The organism is Bradyrhizobium sp. SMVTL-02, assembly GCF_051853005.1.
Classification (GTDB): Bacteria; Pseudomonadota; Alphaproteobacteria; order Rhizobiales; family Xanthobacteraceae; genus Bradyrhizobium.
Genome location: NZ_CP182469.1, coordinates 5,176,153 through 5,198,813 on the forward strand (window position 1 = coordinate 5,176,153; position 22,661 = coordinate 5,198,813).

Annotated in this window: 18 protein-coding genes and 2 riboswitches; of the genes, 11 read left to right on the forward strand and 7 right to left on the reverse strand. The window is 64.9% G+C overall.

Annotated elements, in window-relative coordinates; all coding sequences use genetic code 11:
- Positions 1-2 precede the first annotated feature (2 nt).
- A complete protein-coding gene (locus tag ACNJYB_RS24650; protein ID WP_439368998.1) occupies positions 3-1,295 on the reverse strand; it encodes a hypothetical protein in 1,293 nt (430 codons plus the stop codon).
- Positions 1,292-2,632, reverse strand: coding sequence for a hypothetical protein (locus ACNJYB_RS24655; protein WP_439368999.1), 1,341 nt, complete (start codon positions 2,630-2,632; stop codon positions 1,292-1,294). Before ACNJYB_RS24655 ends, ACNJYB_RS24650 begins: the two co-directional genes overlap by 4 nt.
- A gap of 281 nt (positions 2,633-2,913) precedes the next feature.
- On the opposite strand from ACNJYB_RS24655, the gene ACNJYB_RS24660 reads away from it, so the two are divergent.
- Positions 2,914-4,164, forward strand: coding sequence for a multidrug effflux MFS transporter (locus ACNJYB_RS24660; RefSeq protein WP_439369000.1), 1,251 nt, complete (start codon positions 2,914-2,916; stop codon positions 4,162-4,164).
- 53 nt (positions 4,165-4,217) lie between these two features.
- Positions 4,218-4,358 carry a hypothetical protein gene (locus tag ACNJYB_RS24665; protein WP_439369002.1) on the forward strand — a complete coding sequence of 47 codons (141 nt, stop codon included), beginning with the start codon at positions 4,218-4,220 and terminating at the stop codon, positions 4,356-4,358.
- 7 nt (positions 4,359-4,365) lie between these two features.
- On the opposite strand, the gene ACNJYB_RS24670 is transcribed toward ACNJYB_RS24665, so the two are convergent.
- The 3 genes from ACNJYB_RS24670 to ACNJYB_RS24680 form a co-directional block, all read right to left on the reverse strand.
- Complete coding sequence (locus ACNJYB_RS24670) at positions 4,366-5,961, reverse strand: glycosyltransferase family 39 protein (RefSeq protein ID WP_439375639.1); 1,596 nt, start codon at positions 5,959-5,961, stop codon at positions 4,366-4,368.
- 228 nt (positions 5,962-6,189) lie between these two features.
- Positions 6,190-7,797 carry an ABC transporter substrate-binding protein gene (locus ACNJYB_RS24675; RefSeq protein WP_439369003.1) on the reverse strand — a complete coding sequence of 536 codons (1,608 nt, stop codon included), beginning with the start codon at positions 7,795-7,797 and terminating at the stop codon, positions 6,190-6,192.
- Between the two features lie 181 nt (positions 7,798-7,978).
- Positions 7,979-9,586: an ABC transporter substrate-binding protein gene (locus ACNJYB_RS24680; RefSeq protein ID WP_439369004.1), complete on the reverse strand. Its 1,608-nt coding sequence runs from the start codon at positions 9,584-9,586 to the stop codon at positions 7,979-7,981.
- A gap of 267 nt (positions 9,587-9,853) precedes the next feature.
- Here ACNJYB_RS24680 and ACNJYB_RS24685 point away from each other — a divergent pair, with 267 nt between their 5' ends.
- The 9 genes from ACNJYB_RS24685 to ACNJYB_RS24725 all read left to right on the forward strand — a co-directional run bounded on the left by ACNJYB_RS24685 (position 9,854) and on the right by ACNJYB_RS24725 (position 20,879).
- Complete coding sequence (locus tag ACNJYB_RS24685) at positions 9,854-10,984, forward strand: M20/M25/M40 family metallo-hydrolase (RefSeq protein ID WP_439369005.1); 1,131 nt, start codon at positions 9,854-9,856, stop codon at positions 10,982-10,984.
- 95 nt (positions 10,985-11,079) lie between these two features.
- A riboswitch (glycine riboswitch) is annotated at positions 11,080-11,184 on the forward strand.
- Between the two features lies 1 nt (position 11,185).
- Positions 11,186-11,295, forward strand: a riboswitch (glycine riboswitch).
- A gap of 65 nt (positions 11,296-11,360) precedes the next feature.
- A complete protein-coding gene (locus ACNJYB_RS24690) occupies positions 11,361-12,662 on the forward strand; it encodes a D-amino acid dehydrogenase (RefSeq protein ID WP_439369006.1) in 1,302 nt (433 codons plus the stop codon).
- Between the two features lie 182 nt (positions 12,663-12,844).
- Positions 12,845-13,786, forward strand: coding sequence for an ABC transporter permease (locus ACNJYB_RS24695; RefSeq protein WP_439369008.1), 942 nt, complete (start codon positions 12,845-12,847; stop codon positions 13,784-13,786).
- 17 nt (positions 13,787-13,803) lie between these two features.
- A complete protein-coding gene (locus ACNJYB_RS24700) occupies positions 13,804-14,691 on the forward strand; it encodes an ABC transporter permease (protein ID WP_018647026.1) in 888 nt (295 codons plus the stop codon).
- A gap of 127 nt (positions 14,692-14,818) precedes the next feature.
- Positions 14,819-16,468: an ABC transporter ATP-binding protein gene (locus ACNJYB_RS24705; RefSeq protein ID WP_439369011.1), complete on the forward strand. Its 1,650-nt coding sequence runs from the start codon at positions 14,819-14,821 to the stop codon at positions 16,466-16,468.
- 210 nt (positions 16,469-16,678) lie between these two features.
- On the forward strand, positions 16,679-17,215 hold the full coding sequence (locus ACNJYB_RS24710) for an MlrC C-terminal domain-containing protein (protein ID WP_439369013.1): 537 nt from the start codon (positions 16,679-16,681) through the stop codon (positions 17,213-17,215).
- Between the two features lie 13 nt (positions 17,216-17,228).
- Positions 17,229-18,392, forward strand: coding sequence for a M20 aminoacylase family protein (locus tag ACNJYB_RS24715; protein ID WP_283025492.1), 1,164 nt, complete (start codon positions 17,229-17,231; stop codon positions 18,390-18,392).
- A gap of 2 nt (positions 18,393-18,394) precedes the next feature.
- The gene (locus ACNJYB_RS24720) at positions 18,395-19,816 is read left to right on the forward strand and encodes an amidase (RefSeq protein WP_439369014.1); all 1,422 of its coding nucleotides are present in this window, start codon (positions 18,395-18,397) and stop codon (positions 19,814-19,816) included.
- 172 nt (positions 19,817-19,988) lie between these two features.
- Entirely contained in the window at positions 19,989-20,879 is an 891-nt protein-coding gene (locus ACNJYB_RS24725; RefSeq protein ID WP_439369016.1) for a crotonase/enoyl-CoA hydratase family protein, read from the forward strand.
- A 98-nt stretch (positions 20,880-20,977) separates the two neighbouring features.
- On the opposite strand, the gene ACNJYB_RS24730 is transcribed toward ACNJYB_RS24725, so the two are convergent.
- Complete coding sequence (locus ACNJYB_RS24730; RefSeq protein ID WP_439369018.1) at positions 20,978-21,955, reverse strand: NADPH:quinone oxidoreductase family protein; 978 nt, start codon at positions 21,953-21,955, stop codon at positions 20,978-20,980.
- A complete protein-coding gene (locus tag ACNJYB_RS24735) occupies positions 21,955-22,563 on the reverse strand; it encodes a 2-hydroxychromene-2-carboxylate isomerase (RefSeq protein ID WP_439369020.1) in 609 nt (202 codons plus the stop codon). Before ACNJYB_RS24735 ends, ACNJYB_RS24730 begins: the two co-directional genes overlap by 1 nt.
- Positions 22,564-22,661 lie beyond the last annotated feature (98 nt).

Sequence of the window (22,661 nt, forward strand, 5' to 3'; positions counted from 1 at the left end):
GATCACGTCCCCTGCTGCTCGTGCGGAAGCAGGATCCAGAAACAGATCAGCGCGAGCGCGAGCTGGCCGTAGCCGCCCATGAACGCGGTGACCGAGGCTGACGCCAGGATCGGGATGGCGACCGCGACCGTGAGCACGGCGACCATCATCATCGCAGGCAGATCGGCGACGAGGACGGCCGTGTAGAGCGCCACCTGGAAGAAGGTGTACTCCTTCGGTCGGGGCGTGCAGAGATAGAGGGCATACATCGCAAGCACGGTGATGCGCATCGCCGCGGCGGGATGATCGACCAGCCAGTGGTCGAGCGCCTGCAGCCGCGAGGCGTTGCCGGCGCGCCCCTGCGGCCTGACCATGCGCCACGCCGAGACGGCGAACGGCGCGAGCACGAGCGTGATCGCGATTGCCGCGTACAGGCCGATGACGAACAGCTTGCTGCCGGCAAGGCCAATTCGGCCCGCAAATGTCGAGGCAATCAGGAGCAGCGACGGATTGACCTCGCTTGCGGGCGAATGCTGTCCGGGAATCTGGCCGGTGATCGCGCTGTGCCAGCTCCGGGACAGATCCGGGTAGAACGCCAGCGAAGCCAGGATCGGCAGGACGAACGCGCCCGCCGCCGCTGCCATCAGAAGCAGCTTGCGACGTCTCGGCTGCGGCAGGAAATAGAGCGCGGCGAGGATCGGCAGGAACACCAGCTTGAACGCGGTGACGAGGCCGAGCACGGCCGCACCGGCGAGCTGCGGCACGAGGCTCGCCTCACCCCGCCCCCCGGACCGCAGGGGACGCAACAACAATGCGAGCGAGACCGCCGTCAGCAGGCCGCTGAGGATCTCGAAATTACCGGTTGCAACGACCCAGTCGAAGCCGAGGAAGCCACCGAGCACGACTGCGCCGCGCAGCACGGTGTCCTGCCAGCGCCGGCAGGTCGTGCCGAGACCTGGCAGCAGCAGGGCGCAGATCACGGCAAGCACAAGATAGATCGGCTTGTAGTGAGCGACCAGAAAACCGCCGGTGCAGAGTGGCCGAAAGGCGTCGAGTGTGACCGGAAGATAGGGATAGGAGAGCTTCGTATCCTTCAGGTTCTTGACGAAGTAGGGATCGAGCCCCGCCAGGTGAGCGTCCACCGCAGCGCAATTGATCCGCACGTCCCAGCCAAAGGTATTTTCCGCGGCGAGGTCGACAGTAACGGAATCTGCGACCAGTGCCGTCGCGAGCAGGATCGACCAGGTCGGCCAGCGGCCCCCCGACGCGTTCGCGGCCGGGGGTCCGGCATCTGCGGACGAGGCGATGCCCGTCATGAACGCACGCCCTGCGCCTCAAGTCGCATCGGCTCCGCGCGAAAATCCAGCAGCAGGATCCAGAAGCATGCCAGCGCGACAATGAGGAGGATGAAGCCGCCTTCGACGGTGTGCCCTGTGATCGAGACCAGGCCGGGAGCGATGAAGCCGACGGTGAGCATGGCGGCGAGTGCCAGGGCCGGAAGATCGGCAATGAGGACCGCGGCATAGACCGCGAGCTCGAAGAAGGCATATTCCTTGAGGCGCGGCGAGCTGACATAGAGTGCAAACATCGCGAGCACGGTGAGGCGCGAGGCCACGCGGGGATGGTCCATCAACCAGCGATCGAGCCGCGTCAGAAGCGATCCCCCTGCCCGAACCGGTCCGCTGCCGACCGTGCGCAGGACGGACAGCACGAACGGCACCAGCACGAGCGCGAGTGCTGCGAGCGCATAGGTCGCGAACATCGCCGGCTTGCTGTCGCCGAGCCCGACCTGCTGCAGGAGACTGCGTGACAGCAGCAGTAGAGACGGATTGGTTTCCATCAGCTCGACCGCATGCTGATCGGGGATCTGCTTCGTCAGCACCCCCACCCAGCTCGAGAACAGATCGGCGTAGAACACCTTCGAGATCAGGATCGGCCATGCGAATCCGAGCGCGGCCACCGCGATCAGCACCAGCTTGCGCGGGCGCGGCAGCGGCAGAAAATACAGCGCGGCGATCACGGGACAGAACACCAGCTTGAACGAGGTCACGAGACCAAGCAGTGCGGCGCCGCCGACGCGCAAGGCGAAGTCGCGGTCCCATGCGCCGCTTGCCGTTGGGCGAAGCAGGAGCCTCAGCGCGAGCGCGATCAGCACGCCGCCCAGGATCGCGAAATTTCCCGACGCCCAGACCCATTCGAAGCCGATGAACGCGCCGAACACGCAGAGCAGCCTGAGCGCGACGTCGCGCGGGCTGGTTCGCGTCCGGCCAAGCCCCGGCAGGAGCAGGCCACAGACCGCGGCGAGGACGAGATAGACGCCCATGTGATGAGCGACGAGGACGCCGCCCGCGCACACCGCGCGGAAGACGTCGAGCGTCACGGGCAGATAGGGGTAGGAGAACCTGGTGCCTTTCAGGTTCTTGACGAAGTAGGGATCGAGCCCGTCGGCATAGGCATCGACCGCGGCGCAATTGACGCGAACGTCCCAGCCGTAATTCAGGAGAAGCGTGCCGTCGCTGAGGAGATTGCCGAGCACCAGCAGCACCGTCAGCCCGATCAGCCAGGCAAGCCAAGTGTTTCGCCCTGTGTTTCGCCTTGCGGTGATGTCGAGCAAGGGCCCCAACCCTCGTGCTATGCCGGTCACGTCGGACATCGCGAAATACCTGCCTTGCCGGGTTCCTCCGGGAGGCCTGCGCGGCGCCCCGTCCGGCCACAATGGACAGGATGCGTTGCGGATTCATCTCCCCGGCGCGGCGTCCGCAATCTCATGGTGAATGACTGGTTGCCGGCGCGCCCGCGGGCGCCGCCGCCGGGTGACGGGCGACCTCACCAACTCGTGTCCGCCTTCGTCCCGCCTGACAGCCATCCCGAAACATGGGTTGTGCGTCGCAGCATGGACGCTAGAAAAAGCCCTGAATTTCAGAGGTGAGCTTCTTGTCCGACGTCAATGCCGACGGCTGGGTGTCCTCCGGACATCGGCCCATGGGGTTTCCCGAATTCGTCATCGTGATCGCGTCCATCATGGCGCTCAATCCGCTCGCGATGGACATGATGCTGCCGGCGCTGCCCAATATAGGGGCCGCGTTCAAGATACCCGTGGCCAATCATCTCCAGCTGGTGCTGTCGACCTTCCTGGTCGGCTTCGGCGCCGGCCAGTTCGTCATGGGCCCCTTGTCCGACCGCTTCGGCCGTCGCCCGGTGCTGCTCGGCGGCATGGCGGTCTATGCGGTGGCGAGCGTGCTGGCGGTCGCCGCGCCTTCTTTCGAGACGCTGCTGCTGGCGCCCGCGCTGCAGGGGCTCGGCACCTCGGCAACGCGCGTGATCGCGACCTCGATCGTTCGCGACTGCTATGTGGGCCGCCGCATGGCGAGCGTGATGTCGCTCGCGATGATGGTGTTCATCGCCGTGCCCGTGATCGCACCGTCATTCGGACAGGCGGTGCTGCTGGTGACCGCCTGGCGCGGCATCTTCGTCGTGCTGATGCTCTACGGCCTTCTCGCGCTCGCATGGTGCGTGCTGCGGCTGCCCGAAACCCTCCCCGAATCGGAACGCCGGTCGCTCGCGCCCGCCGACGTGCTCTCGGCCTTCCGCCAGACCGTCACCAACCGCCAGACCATCGGCTATGCGACGGCCGCGGGCAGCGTCATCGGCGCGCTGTTTGCCTATGTGTTCTGCGCCCAGCAGGTCTTCACCGACATCTATCATCTCGGCCATTACTTCCCGCTCGCCTTCGCTGCGATCGCGGCCGGCACGGCTGTGGCCGGCTTCCTCAATTCCCAGCTGGTCGGGCGGCTCGGCATGCGCGTGATCTCGCACGGCGCGCTGACGCTCTACGCGGTGGTGGCAGGGTTGATGCTGCTGACGGAGATCCTCGGCGTGCTGCCGCTTGCGCTGTTCATGGCGCTCTCGGCGCTGATGATGTTCTCGTTCGGCATGATGGTCGCGAACTTCACCGCGCTCGCCATGGAGCCGCAGGGCCACATCGCCGGGACCGCTTCATCGCTGTACGGCTCGATCACGACCCTGATCGGCATCGTGGTCGGCATGGCGATCGGCCAGAGCTTTGACGGCACGCTGCTGCCGTTCTCGGTCGGCTTCTTCCTGTCGACCGTGGCGGCGCTTGCGATCGTGCTCGTGGCGGAAAAGGGACGGCTGTTCAAGCCGCATCATCGACCCGTGGCGTAGGAACTTCGCGGCGGCCTCGATGTTGTACTGCAGCAATTCGAAAGGCCGCTGCTATGGAACTGGAACTCCGCAAAGACCACCACGCCTCGGAGCCGACCGACTCGAAGCGTCCCGAGCCGAATGCGGAGCAGGCCGCGTTCACCGCGCCTTTCGCCAGCGAAGGGCTCGAGCAGGTGCGCGACAGTCACTGTTGAGCGCGCCCTACTTCGGAGCCCGCCTGCTGGCGCTGAAATCCTCGGCAGGGCTCTGCGGTGCCCCGCTTCTTCCACGCGGCGGCACCATCAGCACCACCACCTCACGCGTCAGGCCCGGCTTGCCCCAAAGCGTTGCCTGCACCGCGAACTCGGGCTTGACGGAATGCTCGGCGCGCGAGGACAGCCCCTCCATCCAGAGAGTGCAATGGTCCTGGTCGCGGAAACAGAGCGCAGCCCAGCCGCGGTCCAGCGTCGTCCCGCTGGGTAAGTCCCAGCTGTATTGATATTCGAACGGCCGTGCATAGCGCGGATGGTCGGGGCTGTAGAATGCGGTCGCGAACGCCAGTGAATCGTCACCGCTGACGGCGCTCAGCGGCTCGCCGGTCAACTCTCGCCATTGACGGGTCAACTCGTTCGCCATCTGCGCGTAGAAATTCCGCCCTTCTTCATAGCCGTTGTCGTTGCGATAGAAGGCATGGATCGGGGCCGCGACCAGAACTGCGGCGAGCGCGACGCCCGCCACGATCATCGTGAGGTTGACGGTGTAGAAGCGCTCGATCGGATAGCCGGTGCCGCAGACGATGAGCACGACGAACAGGAACAGCCCCTGCAACGCCCACAGCGAAGGCAGATCGGTTCCGAACGCGAGCGACGTCAGCACCGGCAGCGCGATCGTTCCGATCGCAACGTAGAAGAGAAGTCGCAGGCCCGGGCTCATCGCGGCGAAGTCGGCCTGGAACTGCTTCAGCCGCGTTCCGGCGATCAACGCCCAGCACACGGCCGACACGCTCATGGCCGCCGCCAGCCCCAGCAGGAAGTTTTTGACCTCGCTGAGCGAGTTCACGACGTTGCCGTTTGCGTGGGCCAACGCGTAGGAGAAGGCCGATGCGCCCGTCGTCGCGAGCCAATACAGATGTGGCGACAGCACCGCGAGACCGACGACGACCGAGATCCAGGGCGATGCAGAGGAGAAATAGGCGCGCCGCCGCGAATGCGCCAGCGCGGCAAAGGCGAAGCTCGCGACGAGGAAGATAGAGTAATATTTGCCGACCATCGCCAGCGCCGTCGTGCATCCCGCCGCAATCGCCCACAGGGCGGTGCGGGTCTCGAACGCGCGGAGGAAGCACCAGGTCGCCAGCGGCCAGGTCGCAAGCAGCACCGCATTCGCGTTGAAGCGCTGGGCGTGGAATTGATAGGCCGGCGTCAGCATCAACAGCAGCAGCACCAGCACGCGCTTGTGCCCGGTCACGAACTGCCGTGAGATCAGATCGACAAAGAACAGCGCGAGTCCGGCATTGGCCATCGCCATCAATTGCAGCGACCAATCGCTGAGCGGAAACAGCGAGGTCCACGCCGCCGCAACCCACCCCATCAACGGCGGGTGCTTGTGATAGCCGAAGGCGAAATTCCGCCCCAGCGTCCAGGCCTCGAGCGTATCGGGATGCAGGCCGCTGCCGGCATAGGCGATGGTGAGATAGAGCGTCCACATCGCGACAAAGCAGGTGATGAGAAGCGGCACGGCCCAGCCTGCCTCGATGCCATCGAGCCAGCGCAGGAAAGGCCAACGCCAGCGCGCCGGCGCTCGATCGGAGCGTTCGGCCATCGCCTGGAATGCAAAATCGAACGGCACGGGAATCAAATGGGACAAGGAAGTGATGTACGAGGACGACACATCTATTTCAGGATGGAAACAAATAGCAACAATTGGAAACTGGAACAGTTAAAAGGCGTCTCCCTTCTCAGCGAGAAGCTCAACAAAGGGCAACGGCGCCGCTGGTGACAGCGGCGCCGCATAATGATCCGGACGACAGGTGCGAGAAACGCCCTCGCCTTACTCCGTCTTGTCGATGTTCCAGAACACCGGGGTCGCCGGGCCGTCGAGCACGCCCGTGAGCGACTTCCGCCACGCGCTCGGCGCCTGATATTGACCCAGCGGCATGTAAAGCACCTGGTCATAGGCCTCCTTCTGAATCTCGGCCGCGATCTTCTTCCGATCCTCCGCCGAGGACGCGCGAACGAAGGCATCCTTGAGCTGCTCGATCCTGGCGTCTTCCGCCCAGCCGAACCAGCCGCCTTTCTTGCCCTGCCCGCCGACGGCGACGTTGGAGATCGGGTTGTCCGCGTCGGCGCTGACCCAGTTGGTGATGAACATGTTCCAGCCGCCCTCCTTCGGGGGCTTCTGGCTGGCGCGCCGGCTCACCACCGTCTGCCAGTCGGTCGCCTGCAGGTCGACCTTGAAGCCGGCCTCGCGCAGTTGCTGAGCCACCACGATCGGTTGCGCCTTCAGCGTCAGCACGTCACCCGGCGCCATCAGCACGACCGGGGTCCCGTCGTAACCGGACTCGGCGAGCGCCTTCCTGGCCGCAGCCATGTCGCCGCCCTTCGCGAGGGTCTCGCCGCCAACATCTGTCGCGAACGGGGTGTCGCAAATGAAGGCCGCAGCGCAAGTCTTGTAGTATTTGGGATTGCCGATCAGCGCATCGAGCACGTCCTTCTGCTTGACCGCCAGGAATGCGGCGCGGCGGACCTTGACGTTGTCGAACGGCGGATGAAGGAAGTTCATCCGGGCGCCCGTCTGGAATCCGAACTTGTTCAGGATATCGATCTTGAGATCCTTGTCGGCTTCAATGGCGGGCAACATTTCGATAGCGGGAAATTCCATGAAATCGATGTCGCCCGACTGCAGCGCGTTCAACGCCGTCTGCGCGTCCGGCATCGTGATCCATTCGACGCGGTCGACCTTCACCACCTTGCCGCCGGTGGTCCAGTTCGCCGGCTCCTTGCGCGGCACGTAATCGGTGTTCTTGACGTAGACCGACTTCACGCCGGGCTGGAATTCACCCTGCACGAACTTGAAGGGACCGGAGCCGATCTGCTCGGGGATCTGCTTGTCCACCGGCGTCTCGGCAAGACGCCTCGGCATCATGAAAGCGACGCGCGAGGACGGCTTGCCGATCGATTCCAGCACGAGCGCGTAGGGCTCCTTCAGCTTCAGCGTGATGGTCTTGGGATCGGTCGCCTCGATGCCGGCCGTGAACAGCATCATCTGCTGCCCCATCCCGTCGACGGCGGCCCAGCGCTTCAGGGAGGCGACGCAGTCTTCCGCCGTGACGGGCGTGCCGTCATGCCACTTCAGACCGTCGCGAAGCGTGAAGGTGTAGGTCAGCTTGTCGTCGGAGATCTCCCAATCCGCCATCTGCGGCTGGATCTTGAAGTTCGAATCCGTCGAGATCAGCGTGTCATAGACCATGTAGCCATGGTCGCGCGAGATGTAGGCGCTGGTGAAGATCGGATCGAGGATGCGCAGATCCGAATGCATCACGGCAGTGATAGTCTTGCCTGCGGCGAGAACCGGCGAGGCCAGCGCGGAAAGGGCCGCCACCGAAAGCGCAAGCCTTGAAGCGAACGCGAGACGTCCCCGGCGCATCAGTTGGAACATCGAAGGTCTCCTGACGGTTCTTTTGGCAGTTCTCTTTGGCAGTTCTCTTCGCAGTTCTCTTGGCAGTTCTCTTGGCAGTTCTCTTGGCAGTTCTCTTGGCAGTTCTTCCGGCAAGCGGCGCCGCCGATGACGGCGGCGCCGCGCGATGGTCGAAGCGAAAGGCGCGAGAAGCGCCCTCGCCTTACTCCGCCTTGTCGACGTTCCAGAACAGCGGCGTTGCCGGACCGTCGAGCACGCCGGTGAGCGATTTGCGCCAGCCGCTCGGCAGCAGATACTGCCCGAGCGGGATGTAGATCACCTGCTCATAGGCTTCCTTCTGGATGTCGGCTGCGATCTTCTTCTGCTCGTCGACCGAGGAGGCGCGGACGAAGGCGTCCTTGAGCTGCTCGATCTTGGCGTCTTCCGCCCAGCCGAACCAGCCCTTCTTGCCCTGGCCGCCGATCGACAGATTGGCGATCGGGTTGGAGACGTCGGCCGCGACCCAGTTGGTGAAGAACATGTTCCAGCCGCCCTCCTTCGGCGGCTTCTGGCTGGCCCGGCGGCTCACCACCGTCTGCCAGTCGGTTGCCTGCAGGTCGACCTTGAAGCCGGCCTCGCGCAGCAGCTGGGCCGCCACGATCGGCTGCGCCTTGAGCGTCGTGACGTCGCCAGGAGCCATCACCACAACCGGGGTGCCGTCATAGCCGGACTCGGCGAGCGCCTTCTTGGCCTCTGCCATGCCGTTGCCCTTCACCAGGGTTTCGGCGCCGATTTCGGTCGCGAACGGGGTGTCGCAGACGAAGAACGCGCCGCAGATCTTCTGGTACTTGGTGTTGCCGACGAGCGCGTCGAGAACGTCCTTCTGGTTCATCGCCAGCAAAGCAGCACGGCGCACCTTCACGTTGTCGAACGGCGGATAGAGGAAGTTCATCCGACCGAGCGTCTGGAAGCCGAACTTGTTGGAGACCTCGATCGTGAGTTCCTTGTTCGCTTCCAGCACCGGCAGCATGTCGTAGGGAAGATTTTCCATGAAGTCGATGTCGCCCGACTGCAGCGCGTTCACCGCGGTCTGCGAGTCCGGCATCGTGATCCACTCGACGCGGTCGACCTTCACCACCTTGCCGCCGGAAGTCCAGCTCGCCGGCTCCTTGCGCGGCACGTAATCGGTGTTCTTGACATAGACCGCCTTCACGCCGGGCTGGAATTCGCCCTGCACGAACTTGAAGGGGCCCGAGCCGATCTGCTCGGGGATCTGCTTGTCCGGCGGTGTCTCGGCAAGACGCTTCGGCATCATGAAGGCGACGCGCGAGGACGGCTTGCCGATGGAGTCGAGGACGAGGCCGTAGGGCTCCTTCAGCTTCAGCGTGATGGTCTTGGCATCGGTCGCCTCGAGGCTCGCGGTGAAGTCCCAGAGCTTCTGGCCCATGCCGTCGACCGCCGCCCAGCGCTTGAGCGAGGCGACGCAGTCTTCCGCCGTCACGGGCGCGCCATCGTGCCACTTCAGGCCGTCGCGCAGCGTGAAGGTGTAGGTAAGCTTGTCGTCGGAGATCTTCCAGTCCGCCATCTGCGGCTGGATCTTGAAATTCGAATCGGTGGCCACCAGCGTGTCGTAGACCATGTAGCCGTGGTCACGCGTGATGTAGGCCGTGGTGAAGATCGGGTCGATGATGCGAAGGTCGGAATGCATCACCGCGGTGAGGGTCTTGCCGGCCGCAAGCACCGGCGAGGCCAGTGCGGTTGAAAGCGCGACGACCGACAGCGCAAGTTTGGAGGTGAACGCGCGAGGCCCCCGGCGCATGAAGTTGGACATAAAAGTTTCTCCTGACGTGAAACTGGTCAAAGGCAGGTTATTGGTTGAGCATCCGGTTCGTTCCTTGGGCGAACTAACCTCATGCAATGCCTTTATCTTTTCGAGACTTGCAGACAGTGTTGAGCGCGTCAATCCGGTTTCGTCGCAAGCCCTCGCGGCGCGCGCACGGGCTCCACAAACATCGGTTTGGCTCTACAACGCTCTCCACTTGTCCTGCCGCGCCGATGCAATGCGCGTTCCATCTTTCGCAGCTTGAGAGACATTGAAATGAATCCAGCCAATCTTCCCTTCGATTCCGAGGCCATGCTCGCGGGCCTGCGCACCTGGGTGGAATGCGAGAGCCCGACCTGGGACGCGAACGCGGTGAACCGCATGCTCGATATCGCAGCGCGGGACATGGCGATCATGGGTGCGACGATCGAGCGCATCGCCGGTCGTCAGGGTTTTGGCGGCGTGATCCGCGCGCGCTTTCCGCATCCGAAACAGGGCGAGCCGGGGATCCTGATCGCCGGTCACATGGATACCGTCCACCCCGTCGGCACCATCGAGAAGCTGAAATGGCGGCGCGAGGGCGGCAGGTGCTACGGCCCCGGCATCTACGACATGAAAGGCGGCAATTATCTCTCGCTGGAAGCGATCCGGCAGCTGGCGCGCGCATCGTTCACGACGCCGCTGCCGATCACCGTGCTGTTCACGCCGGATGAAGAAGTCGGCACCCCTTCGACCCGCGACATCATCGAAGCGGAAGCCGCGCGCAACAAATACGTGCTGGTGCCCGAGCCCGGCCGCGCCGACAACGGCGTCACCACCGGACGTTACGCCATTGCACGTTTCAATCTGGAGGCGACGGGACGGCCGAGCCACGCCGGCGCGACGCTGTCGGCGGGACGTTCGGCGATCCGCGAAATGGCGCGGCAGATTCTCGCAATCGACGCGATGACGACGGAGGACTGCACCTTCTCGGTCGGCGTCGTGCATGGCGGACAATGGGTCAATTGCGTTGCCACGACCGCGACCGGCGAGGCGCTGCCGATGGCCAAGCGCCAGGCCGATCTCGACCGCGGCGTCGAGCGGATGCTGGCACTCTCGGGCACCAACAACGACGTCACCTTCAAGGTCACGCGCGGCGTGACGCGGCCGGTGTGGGAGCCGGATGCTGGCACCATGGCGCTGTATGATAAGGCGCGCGGCATCGCCAAATCCCTCGGCGCGGAATTACCCCATGCGAGTTCCGGCGGCGGCTCCGACGGCAATTTCACCGGTGCGATGGGCATTCCGACTCTCGACGGCCTCGGTGTGCGCGGCGGCAACGGCCACACGCTGGAGGAGTTCATCGAGGTTGATAGCCTCGTCGAACGCGGGCGCCTGATGGCGGGATTGCTCGCGACGCTGGAGTAAGTTGAATCAACTTCGCACTGCACAATGCATTGGCAGGTGCGGTCTAAATTTAGCCTTGTCTAAAAATGAGGCGTATCGTACTGCTCGATGGTCCGCGCGACGATGCGGGAGAGATCGCGGCGAAGGTTTTCGGCTTTCGTTGCGGCGCCGACGGAGCAACCGCCCCGGAAACTCTCAGGCAAAAGGACTGTGTCGTCAGGACAATCTGGAGAGAGGCGACGCGATTTCAGGCAATCGTGACGTCCACCGAAGGGGATCGTCCGTTGCGTGATCCGCAGCGGATCAAGCTCTCAGGTACCCGTGACAGATGGGGCGCCGCCAACGGCCTTTGGCCGGCGGTCAGCCTATCCTAACTCACGGGAGCCCCGAACCTGCCATGACCCATATCGCCATCATCGGCGCCGGCATCACCGGCGTGACGACCGCCTATGCCCTGCTCGAACGCGGCTACAGAGTAACGGTCCTCGACAAGCACCGTTACGCCGCGATGGAGACATCGTTCGCCAATGGCGGACAACTCTCGGCCAGCAATGCCGAAGTGTGGAACAGCACCGCGACGATCCTGAAGGGCCTGCGCTGGATGTTCCGGCGCGATGCGCCGCTGCTGATGAACCCGCGGCCGAACTGGCACAAATATTCGTGGATGAGCGAGTTCGTCGCCAACATCGGCAACTACCGCGCCAACACGATCGAGACCACCCGGCTCGCGATCGAAGCCCGCAAGCATTTGTTCGAGATCGCGGATCGCGAAGGCATCGACTTCGATCTCGAGCTCCGCGGCATCCTCCACATCTATCACGACAAGACCGGTTTCGAGTCCGGCCTGCGCGTCAACGCGCTGCTGCAGGAAGGTGGCCTCGATCGCCGTCCGGTCACGTCGGAGGAGATCCGCGCGATCGAGCCGACGCTGCGCAAAGCGTACTATGGCGGCTTCTACACGCCGTCGGATGCGACCGGCGATATCCACAAGTTCACCCGCGGACTTGCGGACGCCTGCAAGCGGCGCGGCGCGACCTTCATCCACGAAGCCCATATCGATTCAATCGCGCGCGCCGGCAGCGGCTTCGTGCTCGGCTGGGCCGATCTTGCTGCAAGCGATGCCCTCGCCTCCGCGCGCGGCATGCTGAAGGCGGACGGGGTCGTGGTCTGCGCCGGCGTCGCCAGCCGCCACTTCGCCGCCCTCCTCGACGATCGCATCAACGTCTATCCCGTGAAGGGCTACTCGATCACCGTGCAGCTCGACACTGCCGAGAGCCGCAACGCGACGCCGACCGTGAGCCTGCTCGACGAAGCCGCCAAGATCGTCACCAGCCGGCTCGGCGCAGATCGTTTTCGGGTGGCCGGCACGGCCGAGTTCAACGACTTCAATCGCGATATCCGAGCGGACCGCGTGCAGCCGCTGGTCGACTGGGTCCGCAGCAACTTTCCCGCCATCGAAACGTCGCGCGTCGTGCCCTGGGCCGGGCTGCGCCCGATGATGCCGAACATGATGCCGGTGGTGCGCGCAGGGAGGATACCGGGCGTGTTCTTCAATACCGGCCACGGCCATCTCGGCTGGACCCTGTCGGCCGCGACCGCGCAGATGATTGCCGGGACCATCGACAGCTGGCGTGGGCTCAATGCGCCGCCGACCGTGCCGTCACTTGGGGTTGAGCGCGAGCTGCGTCATGCATCCTGACTGGTTCCAATCGGGCGCTGGGCGGCCTCTTGCGACCGCCTTGCCCTTGGCACACAATTTGCCCCGAAAGACCGGCATCTCCGGCCGGCTTTCCCAGCCCGAGTGACAGGCGCGCATGATAGACACGTTCGAATCCACGGGCGGCCCAGGGCCCCGCAAGTTCCGCAGCCGGAGATAGGTGCATGCTAGGTTATCTCATTCGCCGCGTTCTGGCTGCGGTGCCCGTGATGGGCGTCGTCGCGCTGTTCGTGTTCCTGCTGTTGCGGCTGACGCCGGGCGATCCCGCCGCGATCCTCGCCGGCGACAATGCCACGCCCGAACGGCTCGAGCGGATCCGCGAATCGCTCGGCCTCAACGAGCCCCTGATCGTGCAGTTCATCACCTGGGTGAACAAGCTGCTGCACGGCGACCTCGGAACGTCGCTGATCTCCAACCTGCCGGTGATGAAGATGATCGGCCAGCGCGTCGAGCCGTCGATCTCGATCGCGCTGTGCACCATCATCCTCGCCGTCGTCGTCGCAGTCCCCTTGGGCGTGATCGCCGCGTGGAAGCACGGCACCTGGATCGACCGCTTCGTCATGGGGCTGTCGGTGCTCGGCTTCTCGGTGCCGGTGTTCGTGGTCGGCTATGTCCTGATCGAGATCTTCGCGATCGATCTGCGCTGGGTACCGGTGCAGGGCTTCCGCAGCATCTTCAACGGCTTCGGTCCGTTCTTCGAGCGCATGATCCTGCCGACCTGCGCGCTGTCCTTCATCTACATCGCGCTGATCGCGCGCATGACGCGCGCGGCGATGCTCGACGTTCTGGGCGAGGACTATGTCCGCACCGCGCGTGCGAAAGGCATCAACGAAGTCGCCGTGATGATGCGGCATGCGCTGCGCAACGCCGCCGTGCCCGTGATCACCGTGATCGGCACCGGCTTTGCGCTGCTGATCTCCGGCGTCGTCGTCACCGAAAGCGTGTTCAACATCCCCGGCATCGGGCGCCTCACCGTCGATGCGGTGCTGGCGCGCGACTATCCGGTGATCCAGGCGATGATCCTGCTGACGTCGCTGATCTACGTCGTCGTCAATCTTCTCATCGACGTCGCCTATACCCTGCTCGATCCCCGGATCCGGTACTGAGGCAAGGACAAGAACAAATGTCGGTCGATACCCTTCCCCAGTCGTCCATTCCGATCACGTCGCCGCTGCGGCCGCGCTTCGGATTCCTCACCTCGACGCCGATCATCGCGACGGCGACGTTCCTGCTCGCCCTGATCGTGGTGATCTCGATCCTCGCGCCGCTGATCGCCCCGCATGATCCGATCCAGCTCGCACCGTCGCAGCGATTGAAGCCGGCCTCGGCGCAATTCCTGCTCGGCACCGACGCCTACGGACGCGACCTGTTGTCGCGTGTGGTCTATGGCGGCCGCATCTCGCTGCTGATCGGCATCGGCTCGGCGATCCTGTCGATCGTCATCGGCCTTTCGATCGGCCTCGTCTCCGGCTTCTTCAAGCTGGTCGATTCCGTGATGATGCGCATCATGGACGGCCTGATGGCGATGCCGAGCATCCTGCTCGCGATCGCGGTGGTCTCGCTGTCCGGAGCCAGCATCTGGACCGTGCTGATCGCGATCACGATCCCCGAGATTCCGCGCGTGGCGCGCCTGGTCCGCTCGGTCGTGCTGTCGGCGCGCGAGGAGCCTTACGTCGAGGCCGCGATCTCGGTCGGCTCCAGCCTGCCGAAGATCATGTGGCGGCACCTGATGCCGAACACGATCGCGCCGCTGATCGTCCAGGGCACCTATGTCTGCGCCTCCGCGATCCTCACCGAGGCGATCCTCTCCTTCCTCGGCGCCGGCATCTCGCCGGAGACGCCGACCTGGGGCAACATCATGGCCGAGGGCCGCCAGTACTTCCAGATCAAGCCCTCGCTGATCTTCTGGCCGGGCCTTTTGCTTTCGATCGCCATCCTCAGCATCAACCTGATCGGCGACGCCGCCCGTGACGCCCTCGATCCCCGCATGAAGCAACGGGAAGGGAAGTGATTTGTTTCGCCGGCCCATCCCCTTGTTCCGTCATTGCGGGCGAAGCGAAGCAATCCAGTCTGCCTCCGCGGAAAGATTCTGGATTGCTTCGTCGCTTCGCGCCTCGCAATGACGACGGAGTGACCTGATGACCAACCCCGTTCTCGACATCAACAACCTCGTCGTCTCCGTCGGCAAGAAGCCGAAGGGCGCGAACATCATCGACGGCATCTCGATCCAGGTGCACGAGCGCGAGACGCTGTGCCTCGTCGGCGAAAGCGGCTCGGGCAAGTCGGTGACCTCGCTCACCACGATGGGCCTCTTGCCGAAGGGCACGCTGGTACCGACCTCCGGCAGCGTCAAGCTGGTCGGCGAGGAGCTGCTCACCGCGACCGACCGCCGCCTGCGCCAGCTCCGCGCGACGCAGATGGCCATGATCTTCCAGGAGCCGATGACCGCGCTCAATCCGGTGGTGCCGGTCGGCCGGCAGATCGACGAGGTGCTGCGCGCCCACACCAAGCTCGATGCGAGGGCGCGCAAGAGGCGCATCCTCGACATGATGGAGCAGGTTCGCCTGCCTCAGGTCGAGCGCATCTTCGCCTCCTACCCGCACCGTCTCTCCGGCGGCCAGCGCCAGCGCATCATGATCGCGATGGCATTGGTGCTGGAACCGAAGCTGCTGATCGCGGACGAGCCGACCACCGCGCTCGACGTCACCACGCAGAAGCAGATCCTGACCCTGATCCGCGACCTCCAGCGCGACCACGGCACCGCCGTGCTGTTCATCACGCATGACATGGGTGTCGTCGCCGAGATCGCCGACCGCGTCGCGGTGATGCGGCAGGGCCGCCTCGTCGAAACCGGCCCGCTCGAGACCGTGCTGCGCAATCCGACCATGGAGTACACCCGCAACCTGCTCGCCTCGGTGCCGAGCCTGTTGCCGCGGCCGCCCCGCGAGGAGAGCCGCGAGCCCGTGGTGCTCGAGGCCAACGAGCTCAGCAAGGTCTACAAGGAGCGCGCGTTCTTCGGCAAGGGCCGCGAAGTCGTTGCCGCCGACAAGGTCACGCTCACGCTGCGCAAGGGCCGCACGCTCGGCATCGTCGGCGAAAGCGGCTCGGGCAAGTCGACGGTGGCGCGCTGCATCGTGCGCCTGATCGACCCGACCTCCGGCGGGGTACGCCTCGCCGGCCGCGAGATCGCCGACGTCTCGCGCCGCCTGCTGCAGCCGCACCGGCAGAAGATCCAGATCGTGTTCCAGGATCCCTACCGCTCGCTCAACCCGCGCGTCACCGTCGGGGAGAGCATCGCCGAAGGCCCGATCAATTACGGCACCTCGCATGCCGACGCGATGAAGCGCGCCCGCGAGCTGCTCGAGCTTGTCGGCCTGCCGGCCGATGCGGTGTCACGCTATCCGCACCAGTTCTCCGGTGGCCAGCGCCAGCGCATTGCGATCGCGCGCGCGCTTGCGCTCGACCCGGACGTGCTGGTCGCGGACGAAGCAGTCTCCGCGCTCGACGTCTCGGTGCAGGCGCAGGTGCTGGAACTGCTCGACGAGATCCAGAATCGGCTCGGCATCGCCATCCTGTTCATCACTCATGATCTGCGCGTCGCAGCCCAAATCTGCGATGAGGTCGTGGTGATGCAGCACGGCCGCGTCGTCGAACAGGGCCCCGCCGCAGAGGTGCTGACGCATCCGAGGGAGGCCTACACCAAGGCGCTGCTGGATGCGGCGCCGGGGCGTAACTGGGATTTCGCGAACTTCCGGCCGGTGGCGGAAGGCGTGGCGGCCACGGCTTGATCCGCATACTCCGTCATTGCGAACGAAGCGAAGCTCCACTCTGCCGCCGCGGAAAGATTCTGGATTGCATCGCTGCACTCGCAATGACGGCGACCGCTGCAAGCATTCCCAAAACAGCTTGAGGCCATGCGTGGCGCGATTGTCTGCCTTGCTTGCGCTTGCCGCAAAGGCGGGTAACGTCGCGGCATTCTTTGTCTGGGACTGGAATTGATGACACGTATCGCCGTCGGCGGCTTCCTGCACGAGACCAACACCTTCGCCCCGACCAAGGCGACCTTCGCGGACTTCCAGCATGGCGGCGGCTGGCCGGCCATGACCGAAGGTGCCGATGTCCTGAAGGTCATGCGCCGCATCAATGTCGGCCTTGCCGGTTTCGTCGACAGCGCCGAGGCGAACGGCTGGGAACTCATCCCGACCATTGCCTGCGGCGCGAGCCCGATGGAGATGGGTCCCTCCGCGGCCTTGCGCATCGACAACGTCCGCGTCGTCGTCTCCTCGCACAAGGCGCAGCTCGCCGATCAGGCGATGTACCGCTATGTCGGCATCGAGCCGACGCAGGAGAAGATCCTCGTCAACAAGAGCTCGGTGCACTTCCGCGCCGATTTCGAGCCGATCGCAGAGAAGCTGATGATCTGCGCCGCGCCCGGCGCGATGCCGGCCGACACTGGATCCCTCCCCTGGACGCGGCTGCATCCAGGCATCCGCATCAAGCCGAACGGACCCGTTTTCAATCCTCCTTCACGCTAACCGGACAGGACACATGCCCACAATCGACCGCATCGACGGCTACGCCGACGAACTCACCGCCATCAGGCGCGACCTTCACGCCCATCCCGAGATCGGCTTCGAGGAAGTCCGCACCTCCGGCATCGTCGCCGACAAGCTGAAGAGCTGGGGCATCGAGGTGCATCGCGGTCTCGGCGGCACCGGCGTGATCGGCGTCATCAAGGGCAAGGGTTCGGGCGGCAAGCGCATCGGCCTGCGCGCCGACATGGACGCGCTGCCGATGGAAGAGAACACCAATCTGAAATGGAGCTCGAAGATCCCCGGCCGCTTCCACGGCTGCGGTCATGACGGCCACACGACCATGCTGCTCGGCACCGCGCGCTATCTCGCCGAGACCAGGAACTTCGACGGCACCGTGCATCTGATCTTCCAGCCGGCCGAGGAAGGCCTCGGGGGCGCCCGCGCGATGATCAAGGACGGCCTGTTCGAGAAGTTTCCCTGCGACGAGCTCTACGGCCTGCACAACGCGCCCGATCTCAACCACGGCGAGATCGCGATCCTGCCCGGCCCGGCGATGGCCAGTGCCGACTTCTTCGACCTCCGCATCACCGGCTACGGTGCCCATGGTGCGATGCCCGAGCGCTCCAAGGACGCGGTGATCATCGCGACCACGTTGGCGCAGGCGATCCAGACCATCGTCAGCCGCAACGTCGAGCCGCTGCAGGCCGCGGTCATCTCGATCACCCAGATCCATGCGGGTTCCGCCTACAACGTCATCCCTGGCGAAGCCCATCTCTGCGGCACCATCCGTACCTTCTCGAATGAAGTCCGCGCCCTGATCGCCGAACGCATCCGCACGATCTGCGCCGGCATCGCGGCCGCGTATCAGTGCACGATCGAAGCCGACATCCGCGACACGTTCGGCGTGCTGGTCAACCAGGTCGAGCAGTCCAAGGTGGTCGAGGAGGTCGCGCGCACCATCGTCGATCCCGCCAACGTGATCACCCGGGCCCAACCGAAGATGGGCAGCGAGGATTTCGCCGACATGCTGCAGACCATTCCCGGCGCCTATTTCTGGGTCGGCCATGACGGATCGGTGCCGGTGCACAATCCCGGCTTCGTGCTCGACGACAAGATCCTGCCGATCGGCGCCAGCATGTTCGCCCGGATCATCGAGACGCGCATGCCGGTGAGCTAGCAATGCACAAGAAGACCCCTGAGGAAGCGGTCACCTCACTGCACGATCTGTCCGCGGTCGACCTGATCGCGGGCTATCGCGCGAAACAGTTCTCGCCGAGCGAGGTGCTGGAGGACGTGTTCGCGCACGTCGCCGCGTGGGAACCGCATCTGAAGGCGCTCTATGCGTTCGACCCCGACGCCGCGCGCGAGGCCGCAAAGGCCTCGACCGCGCGCTGGACCGGCGGCGAGCCCTCTGGCCCGCTCGACGGCGTGCCTGTCACGGTGAAGGACAACATCGCGACCAAGGGCGTGCCGGTGCCGCTGGGCGCGGCCAGCGTCAAGCTGGTGCCGGCCGAGAGGGACGCACCGCCCGCCGCGCGGCTGCGCGAGGCCGGCGCAGTCATCTTCGCGAAGACCACCATGCCCGATTACGGCATGCTGTCGTCCGGGCTCTCCAGCTTCCACGCGCTCGCGCGCAACCCCTGGGACCTCAGCAAGAATCCGGGCGGCTCCAGCGCGGGCGCTGGCGCCGCGGCCGCGGCCGGCTATGGTCCCCTGCATCTCGGCACCGATATCGGCGGCTCGATTCGCCTGCCCGCAGGCTGGTGCGGCCTCGTCGGCCTGAAGCCGAGCTTTGGCCGCGTGCCGATCGATCCCACCTATGTCGGCCGTGTCGCCGGTCCCATGACCCGCACCGTCGATGATTGCGCGCTGATGATGAGCGCGATCGCCAAGCCCGACCGGCGCGACGGCATGAGCCTGCCGGCCGAGCCGCTGAACTGGAAGGGCTTGGAAAAATCTCCACGAAAACTGCGCATCGGCCTGATGCTCGATCCCGGCTGCGGCCTGCCCTTGGAGAAGCCGGTGCGCGAGGTCGCGGTGAAGGCCGCGAAGGCATTTGAATCCGCAGGCAGCGTCGTGACCGAAGTCGACGGCATCCTCACCCGCGAGATGCTCGACGGCCTCGACAATTTCTGGCGCGCCCGGATGTGGGACGATCTGTCGAAGCTGACGCCGGCCGAGCAGGCCAAGGTGCTGCCCTATATCTTCATATGGGGCGAGTCCGGCGCGAAGCTCTCAGGCGTGGATGTCATCCGCGGCTTCAACCAGACCATGGCGATCCGCGCGGCGGCGTCAAAGCTGTTCTGCGAGCTCGACTACGTGATCTCGCCGACCGCCCCGAACGTGAACTATCCGGCGGAGTGGGCCTCGCCGACCAACGATCCCCTGAAGCCGTTCGAGCACATCTGCTATACCGTGCCGTGGAATATGTCGGAGAACCCGGCGGTCTCGATCAACGGCGGTTTCGACGCCAAGGGTTTTCCAATCGGCGTGCAGATCGTCGGCCGCCGCTTCGACGACATCGGCGTGCTCGGCATGGCCAAGGCATTTGAAGGCCTGCGCGGCGCGCAGCGGCCCTGGCCGAAGCCGCCAGGGCAGTAAGACGCTCTCGTCATCCGGGGAAGCGCGCCCTTTAGGCGCAAGCCCGAATGACCTGAGACAGGTAGCATGCGGAGCCTCTTGCTTACCCTCCTCTGGAGGGCCTCCAGGGCAGGGTAAAGAAAACTCGAACCCTGCCATCTGCGCAGCGAAAAACCAAAGGAAGGAAACCACCATGGCGTATGAGACGATCAAGTACGAGGTCGCCGAGCAGATCCTCACCATCACGCTGAACCGGCCCGACAAGCTCAACGCCTTCAACGCGCAGATGCAAGCAGAGCTGATCGACGCGTTCGACGCCGCCGACAAGGACGACAATGTCCGCGCCATCATCGTCACCGGCGCCGGCCGCGGTTTTTGCGCGGGCGCCGATCTGTCGTCGGGCGCCGACACGTTCGATCGCGACGCCCGGCGCGGGCCCGTCAAGCGTTTTGCCGACGGCAAGGTCGACTACAGCGACCCGCAGGTCCGCGACGGCGGCGGCCAGGTGACGTTGCGCATCTTCAAGTGCCTCAAGCCCGTCATCGCAGCGGTGAACGGCCCCGCGGTCGGCATCGGCGTCACCATGCAGCTCGCGATGGACATCCGTATCGCCTCGGAGGCTGCACGCTTCGGCTTCGTGTTCTCCCAGCGCGGCATCGTGCCGGAGGCGGCCTCGAGCTGGTTCCTGCCGCGCATCGTCGGCATCTCGCAGGCGCTGGAATGGTGCTATTCGGGACGCGTCTTCCCGGCGCAGGAAGCTCTCGCCGCCCGCCTCGTCAGCAAGGTCGTTGCGCCGGACGATCTGCTTCCCACCGCACGTGCATTGGCAAAAGAGTTCACGGCCAAGACCGCGCCGGTATCGGTGGCACTCATCCGCCAGATGATGTGGCGCATGATGGGCGCCGACGATCCCATGGAAGCCCACAAGGTCGACAGCCGCGGCATCTATGCGCGCGGTCGCTCTGAGGACGTGAAGGAAGGCGTGGTGTCATTCCTGGAGAAGCGTCCCGCACAGTTCAAGAACAAGGTCTCGACGGACATGCCGGACTATTTCCCGTGGTGGACGGAGCGGGACTATAAGTGACGCTCTCAAGGGTGGGCAAAGGCGCCCTTGCGCCGTGCCCACCATCTTTCAACATTGGCAATGGTGGGCTCGCTTGGCTTTGCCATCCTACGGCACCGTCACTCCATCACCAGCGCCACACGCCCGATCGCCTTGCGCTCGATCAGCAGCCGCATCGCTTTTGCATAATCTTCCAGCGGCAATCGGTGCGAGACGTTGGGGCGCAGCTTGCCCTCCTCGGCCCATTGCAAAAGCGCCTTCAGGCGGACCTCGCCGAGCGCAGGGTTCTTCCGCACCGCTTCGCCGGCGCGCACGCCGAGCACGCTTGCGCCCTTGATCAGCAAGAGATTGGTCCTGGCCGAGCCGATGCCGCCGGTGAAGCCGATCACCAATAGCCGTGCGCCCCAGGCGATGCAGCGCATCGAGTCTTCGAAAACCTGCCCGCCGACGGGATCGAAGACGACATCGGCGCCGCGGCCATCGGTGATGCGCTTGACGGCATCGCGGAACGGCTCGCGGTCGTAGCGCACGAGATGATCAGCGCCGCGCGATTTCGCGATCGCGAGCTTCTCGTCACTCGAAGCCGTCGCGACCACGGTTGCGCCCAGCATTTTGCCGATCTCGACGGCGGCAAGGCCGACACCGCCGCCGGCGCCGTGCACCAGCAGCACCTCACCCGGCTCGACCCGGCCGCGATCGATCAGCGCATGATAGGCGGTGCCATGACCGGCCAGATAGGCCGCAGCCTCCGCGTAGTCGAACGTGGACGGCTTAGGCGTGAGCTGCGCCGGCGTCACCACGGCTTCATCGGTGAAGGCGCCATGGCGCATCTTGACGATGACCTTGTCCCCGACGGCAACGCCCCTCGCCTCCGCGCCGACCTCGGTGACATCGCCGGCAGCTTCCATGCCAGGCGTGAATGGCAGCTCGGGCTTGAGCTGATATTCACCGGCCGCCATCAGCACGTCGGGAAAATTCAAGCCTGCGGCGCGGATGGCGACGCGCACCTCGCCCGGCTTCAGCGCGCGCGACGGAAACTCCTCCAGCCGCAAGGTCTCGGGCGCACCAAGCGCGCGGCAGACGACAGCGCGCACCATCAGGCCGCGCTCGCCTTGCTGCGCTGAAGTGCCTCACGGATCAGCGGCAGGCGGTCGTTACCAAAGTACATGTCGGTCTTGTTGACGAAGACCGTCGGCGAACCGAAGCCGCCGCGCGCCACGACCTCCTCCGTATTGGCCTTGAGTTGGTCCTTGATGCCCTGCTCGGAAATGCCGGCAAGGAACTTCTGCGCGTCGATGCCCACCTTCCTGCAGATCTCGGCCAGCACCGTGTCCTGCGAGATGTCCTTGTCGTCGCCCCAATAGGCCTCGAACACGGCGGTTGCGAACGGCACCATGTCCTTTCCGAGCCAGATGCAGCCGCGCATCGCCTTGACGCTGTTCACCGGAAACACCGTCGGCGGCATCTTGATCGACAGGCCCGCCGAGCGCGCCCAGTCGGCGAGATCCTTTTTCATGTAGCGCGCCTTCAGCGGCACCGGCTTCTCGCGTTGCGCGTAGACGCTGGGGTTGACCGTGTTGAAGATGCCGCCGACCAGGATCGGCCGCCAGACGATCTCGGCGCCGAGCTCTTTCGCCAGCGGCTGGATGTTGTGGAAGGCGAGATAGGTCCAGGGGCTGGAACAGTCGAAGAAGAATTCGATCATGGCGTCTCCTTGTTACGTTAGTCGCGCTCACCTCGTCATTGCGAGCGCAGCGAAGCAATCCAGAGTGTCTCCACGGAACGATTCTGGATTGCTTCGTC

Excerpts from the sequence above, each read along its gene's own strand:
- ACNJYB_RS24655 (WP_439368999.1), bottom strand. The coding sequence starts at position 2,632 with ATGTCCGACGTGACCGGCATAGCACGAGGGTTGGGGCCCTTGCTCGAC.
- ACNJYB_RS24675 (WP_439369003.1), bottom strand. The coding sequence starts at position 7,797 with ATGTTCCAACTGATGCGCCGGGGACGTCTCGCGTTCGCTTCAAGGCTT.
- ACNJYB_RS24735 (WP_439369020.1), bottom strand. The coding sequence starts at position 22,563 with ATGATCGAATTCTTCTTCGACTGTTCCAGCCCCTGGACCTATCTCGCC.
- ACNJYB_RS24695 (WP_439369008.1), top strand. The coding sequence starts at position 12,845 with ATGCTAGGTTATCTCATTCGCCGCGTTCTGGCTGCGGTGCCCGTGATG.
- ACNJYB_RS24725 (WP_439369016.1), top strand. The coding sequence starts at position 19,989 with ATGGCGTATGAGACGATCAAGTACGAGGTCGCCGAGCAGATCCTCACC.
- ACNJYB_RS24670 (WP_439375639.1), bottom strand. The coding sequence starts at position 5,961 with ATGGCCGAACGCTCCGATCGAGCGCCGGCGCGCTGGCGTTGGCCTTTC.
- ACNJYB_RS24730 (WP_439369018.1), bottom strand. The coding sequence starts at position 21,955 with ATGGTGCGCGCTGTCGTCTGCCGCGCGCTTGGTGCGCCCGAGACCTTG.
- ACNJYB_RS24700 (WP_018647026.1), top strand. The coding sequence starts at position 13,804 with ATGTCGGTCGATACCCTTCCCCAGTCGTCCATTCCGATCACGTCGCCG.
- ACNJYB_RS24685 (WP_439369005.1), top strand. The coding sequence starts at position 9,854 with ATGAATCCAGCCAATCTTCCCTTCGATTCCGAGGCCATGCTCGCGGGC.
- ACNJYB_RS24710 (WP_439369013.1), top strand. The coding sequence starts at position 16,679 with ATGACACGTATCGCCGTCGGCGGCTTCCTGCACGAGACCAACACCTTC.
- ACNJYB_RS24705 (WP_439369011.1), top strand. The coding sequence starts at position 14,819 with ATGACCAACCCCGTTCTCGACATCAACAACCTCGTCGTCTCCGTCGGC.
- ACNJYB_RS24665 (WP_439369002.1), top strand. The coding sequence starts at position 4,218 with ATGGAACTGGAACTCCGCAAAGACCACCACGCCTCGGAGCCGACCGAC.
- ACNJYB_RS24715 (WP_283025492.1), top strand. The coding sequence starts at position 17,229 with ATGCCCACAATCGACCGCATCGACGGCTACGCCGACGAACTCACCGCC.
- ACNJYB_RS24720 (WP_439369014.1), top strand. The coding sequence starts at position 18,395 with ATGCACAAGAAGACCCCTGAGGAAGCGGTCACCTCACTGCACGATCTG.
- ACNJYB_RS24690 (WP_439369006.1), top strand. The coding sequence starts at position 11,361 with ATGACCCATATCGCCATCATCGGCGCCGGCATCACCGGCGTGACGACC.
- ACNJYB_RS24680 (WP_439369004.1), bottom strand. The coding sequence starts at position 9,586 with ATGTCCAACTTCATGCGCCGGGGGCCTCGCGCGTTCACCTCCAAACTT.
- ACNJYB_RS24650 (WP_439368998.1), bottom strand. The coding sequence starts at position 1,295 with ATGACGGGCATCGCCTCGTCCGCAGATGCCGGACCCCCGGCCGCGAAC.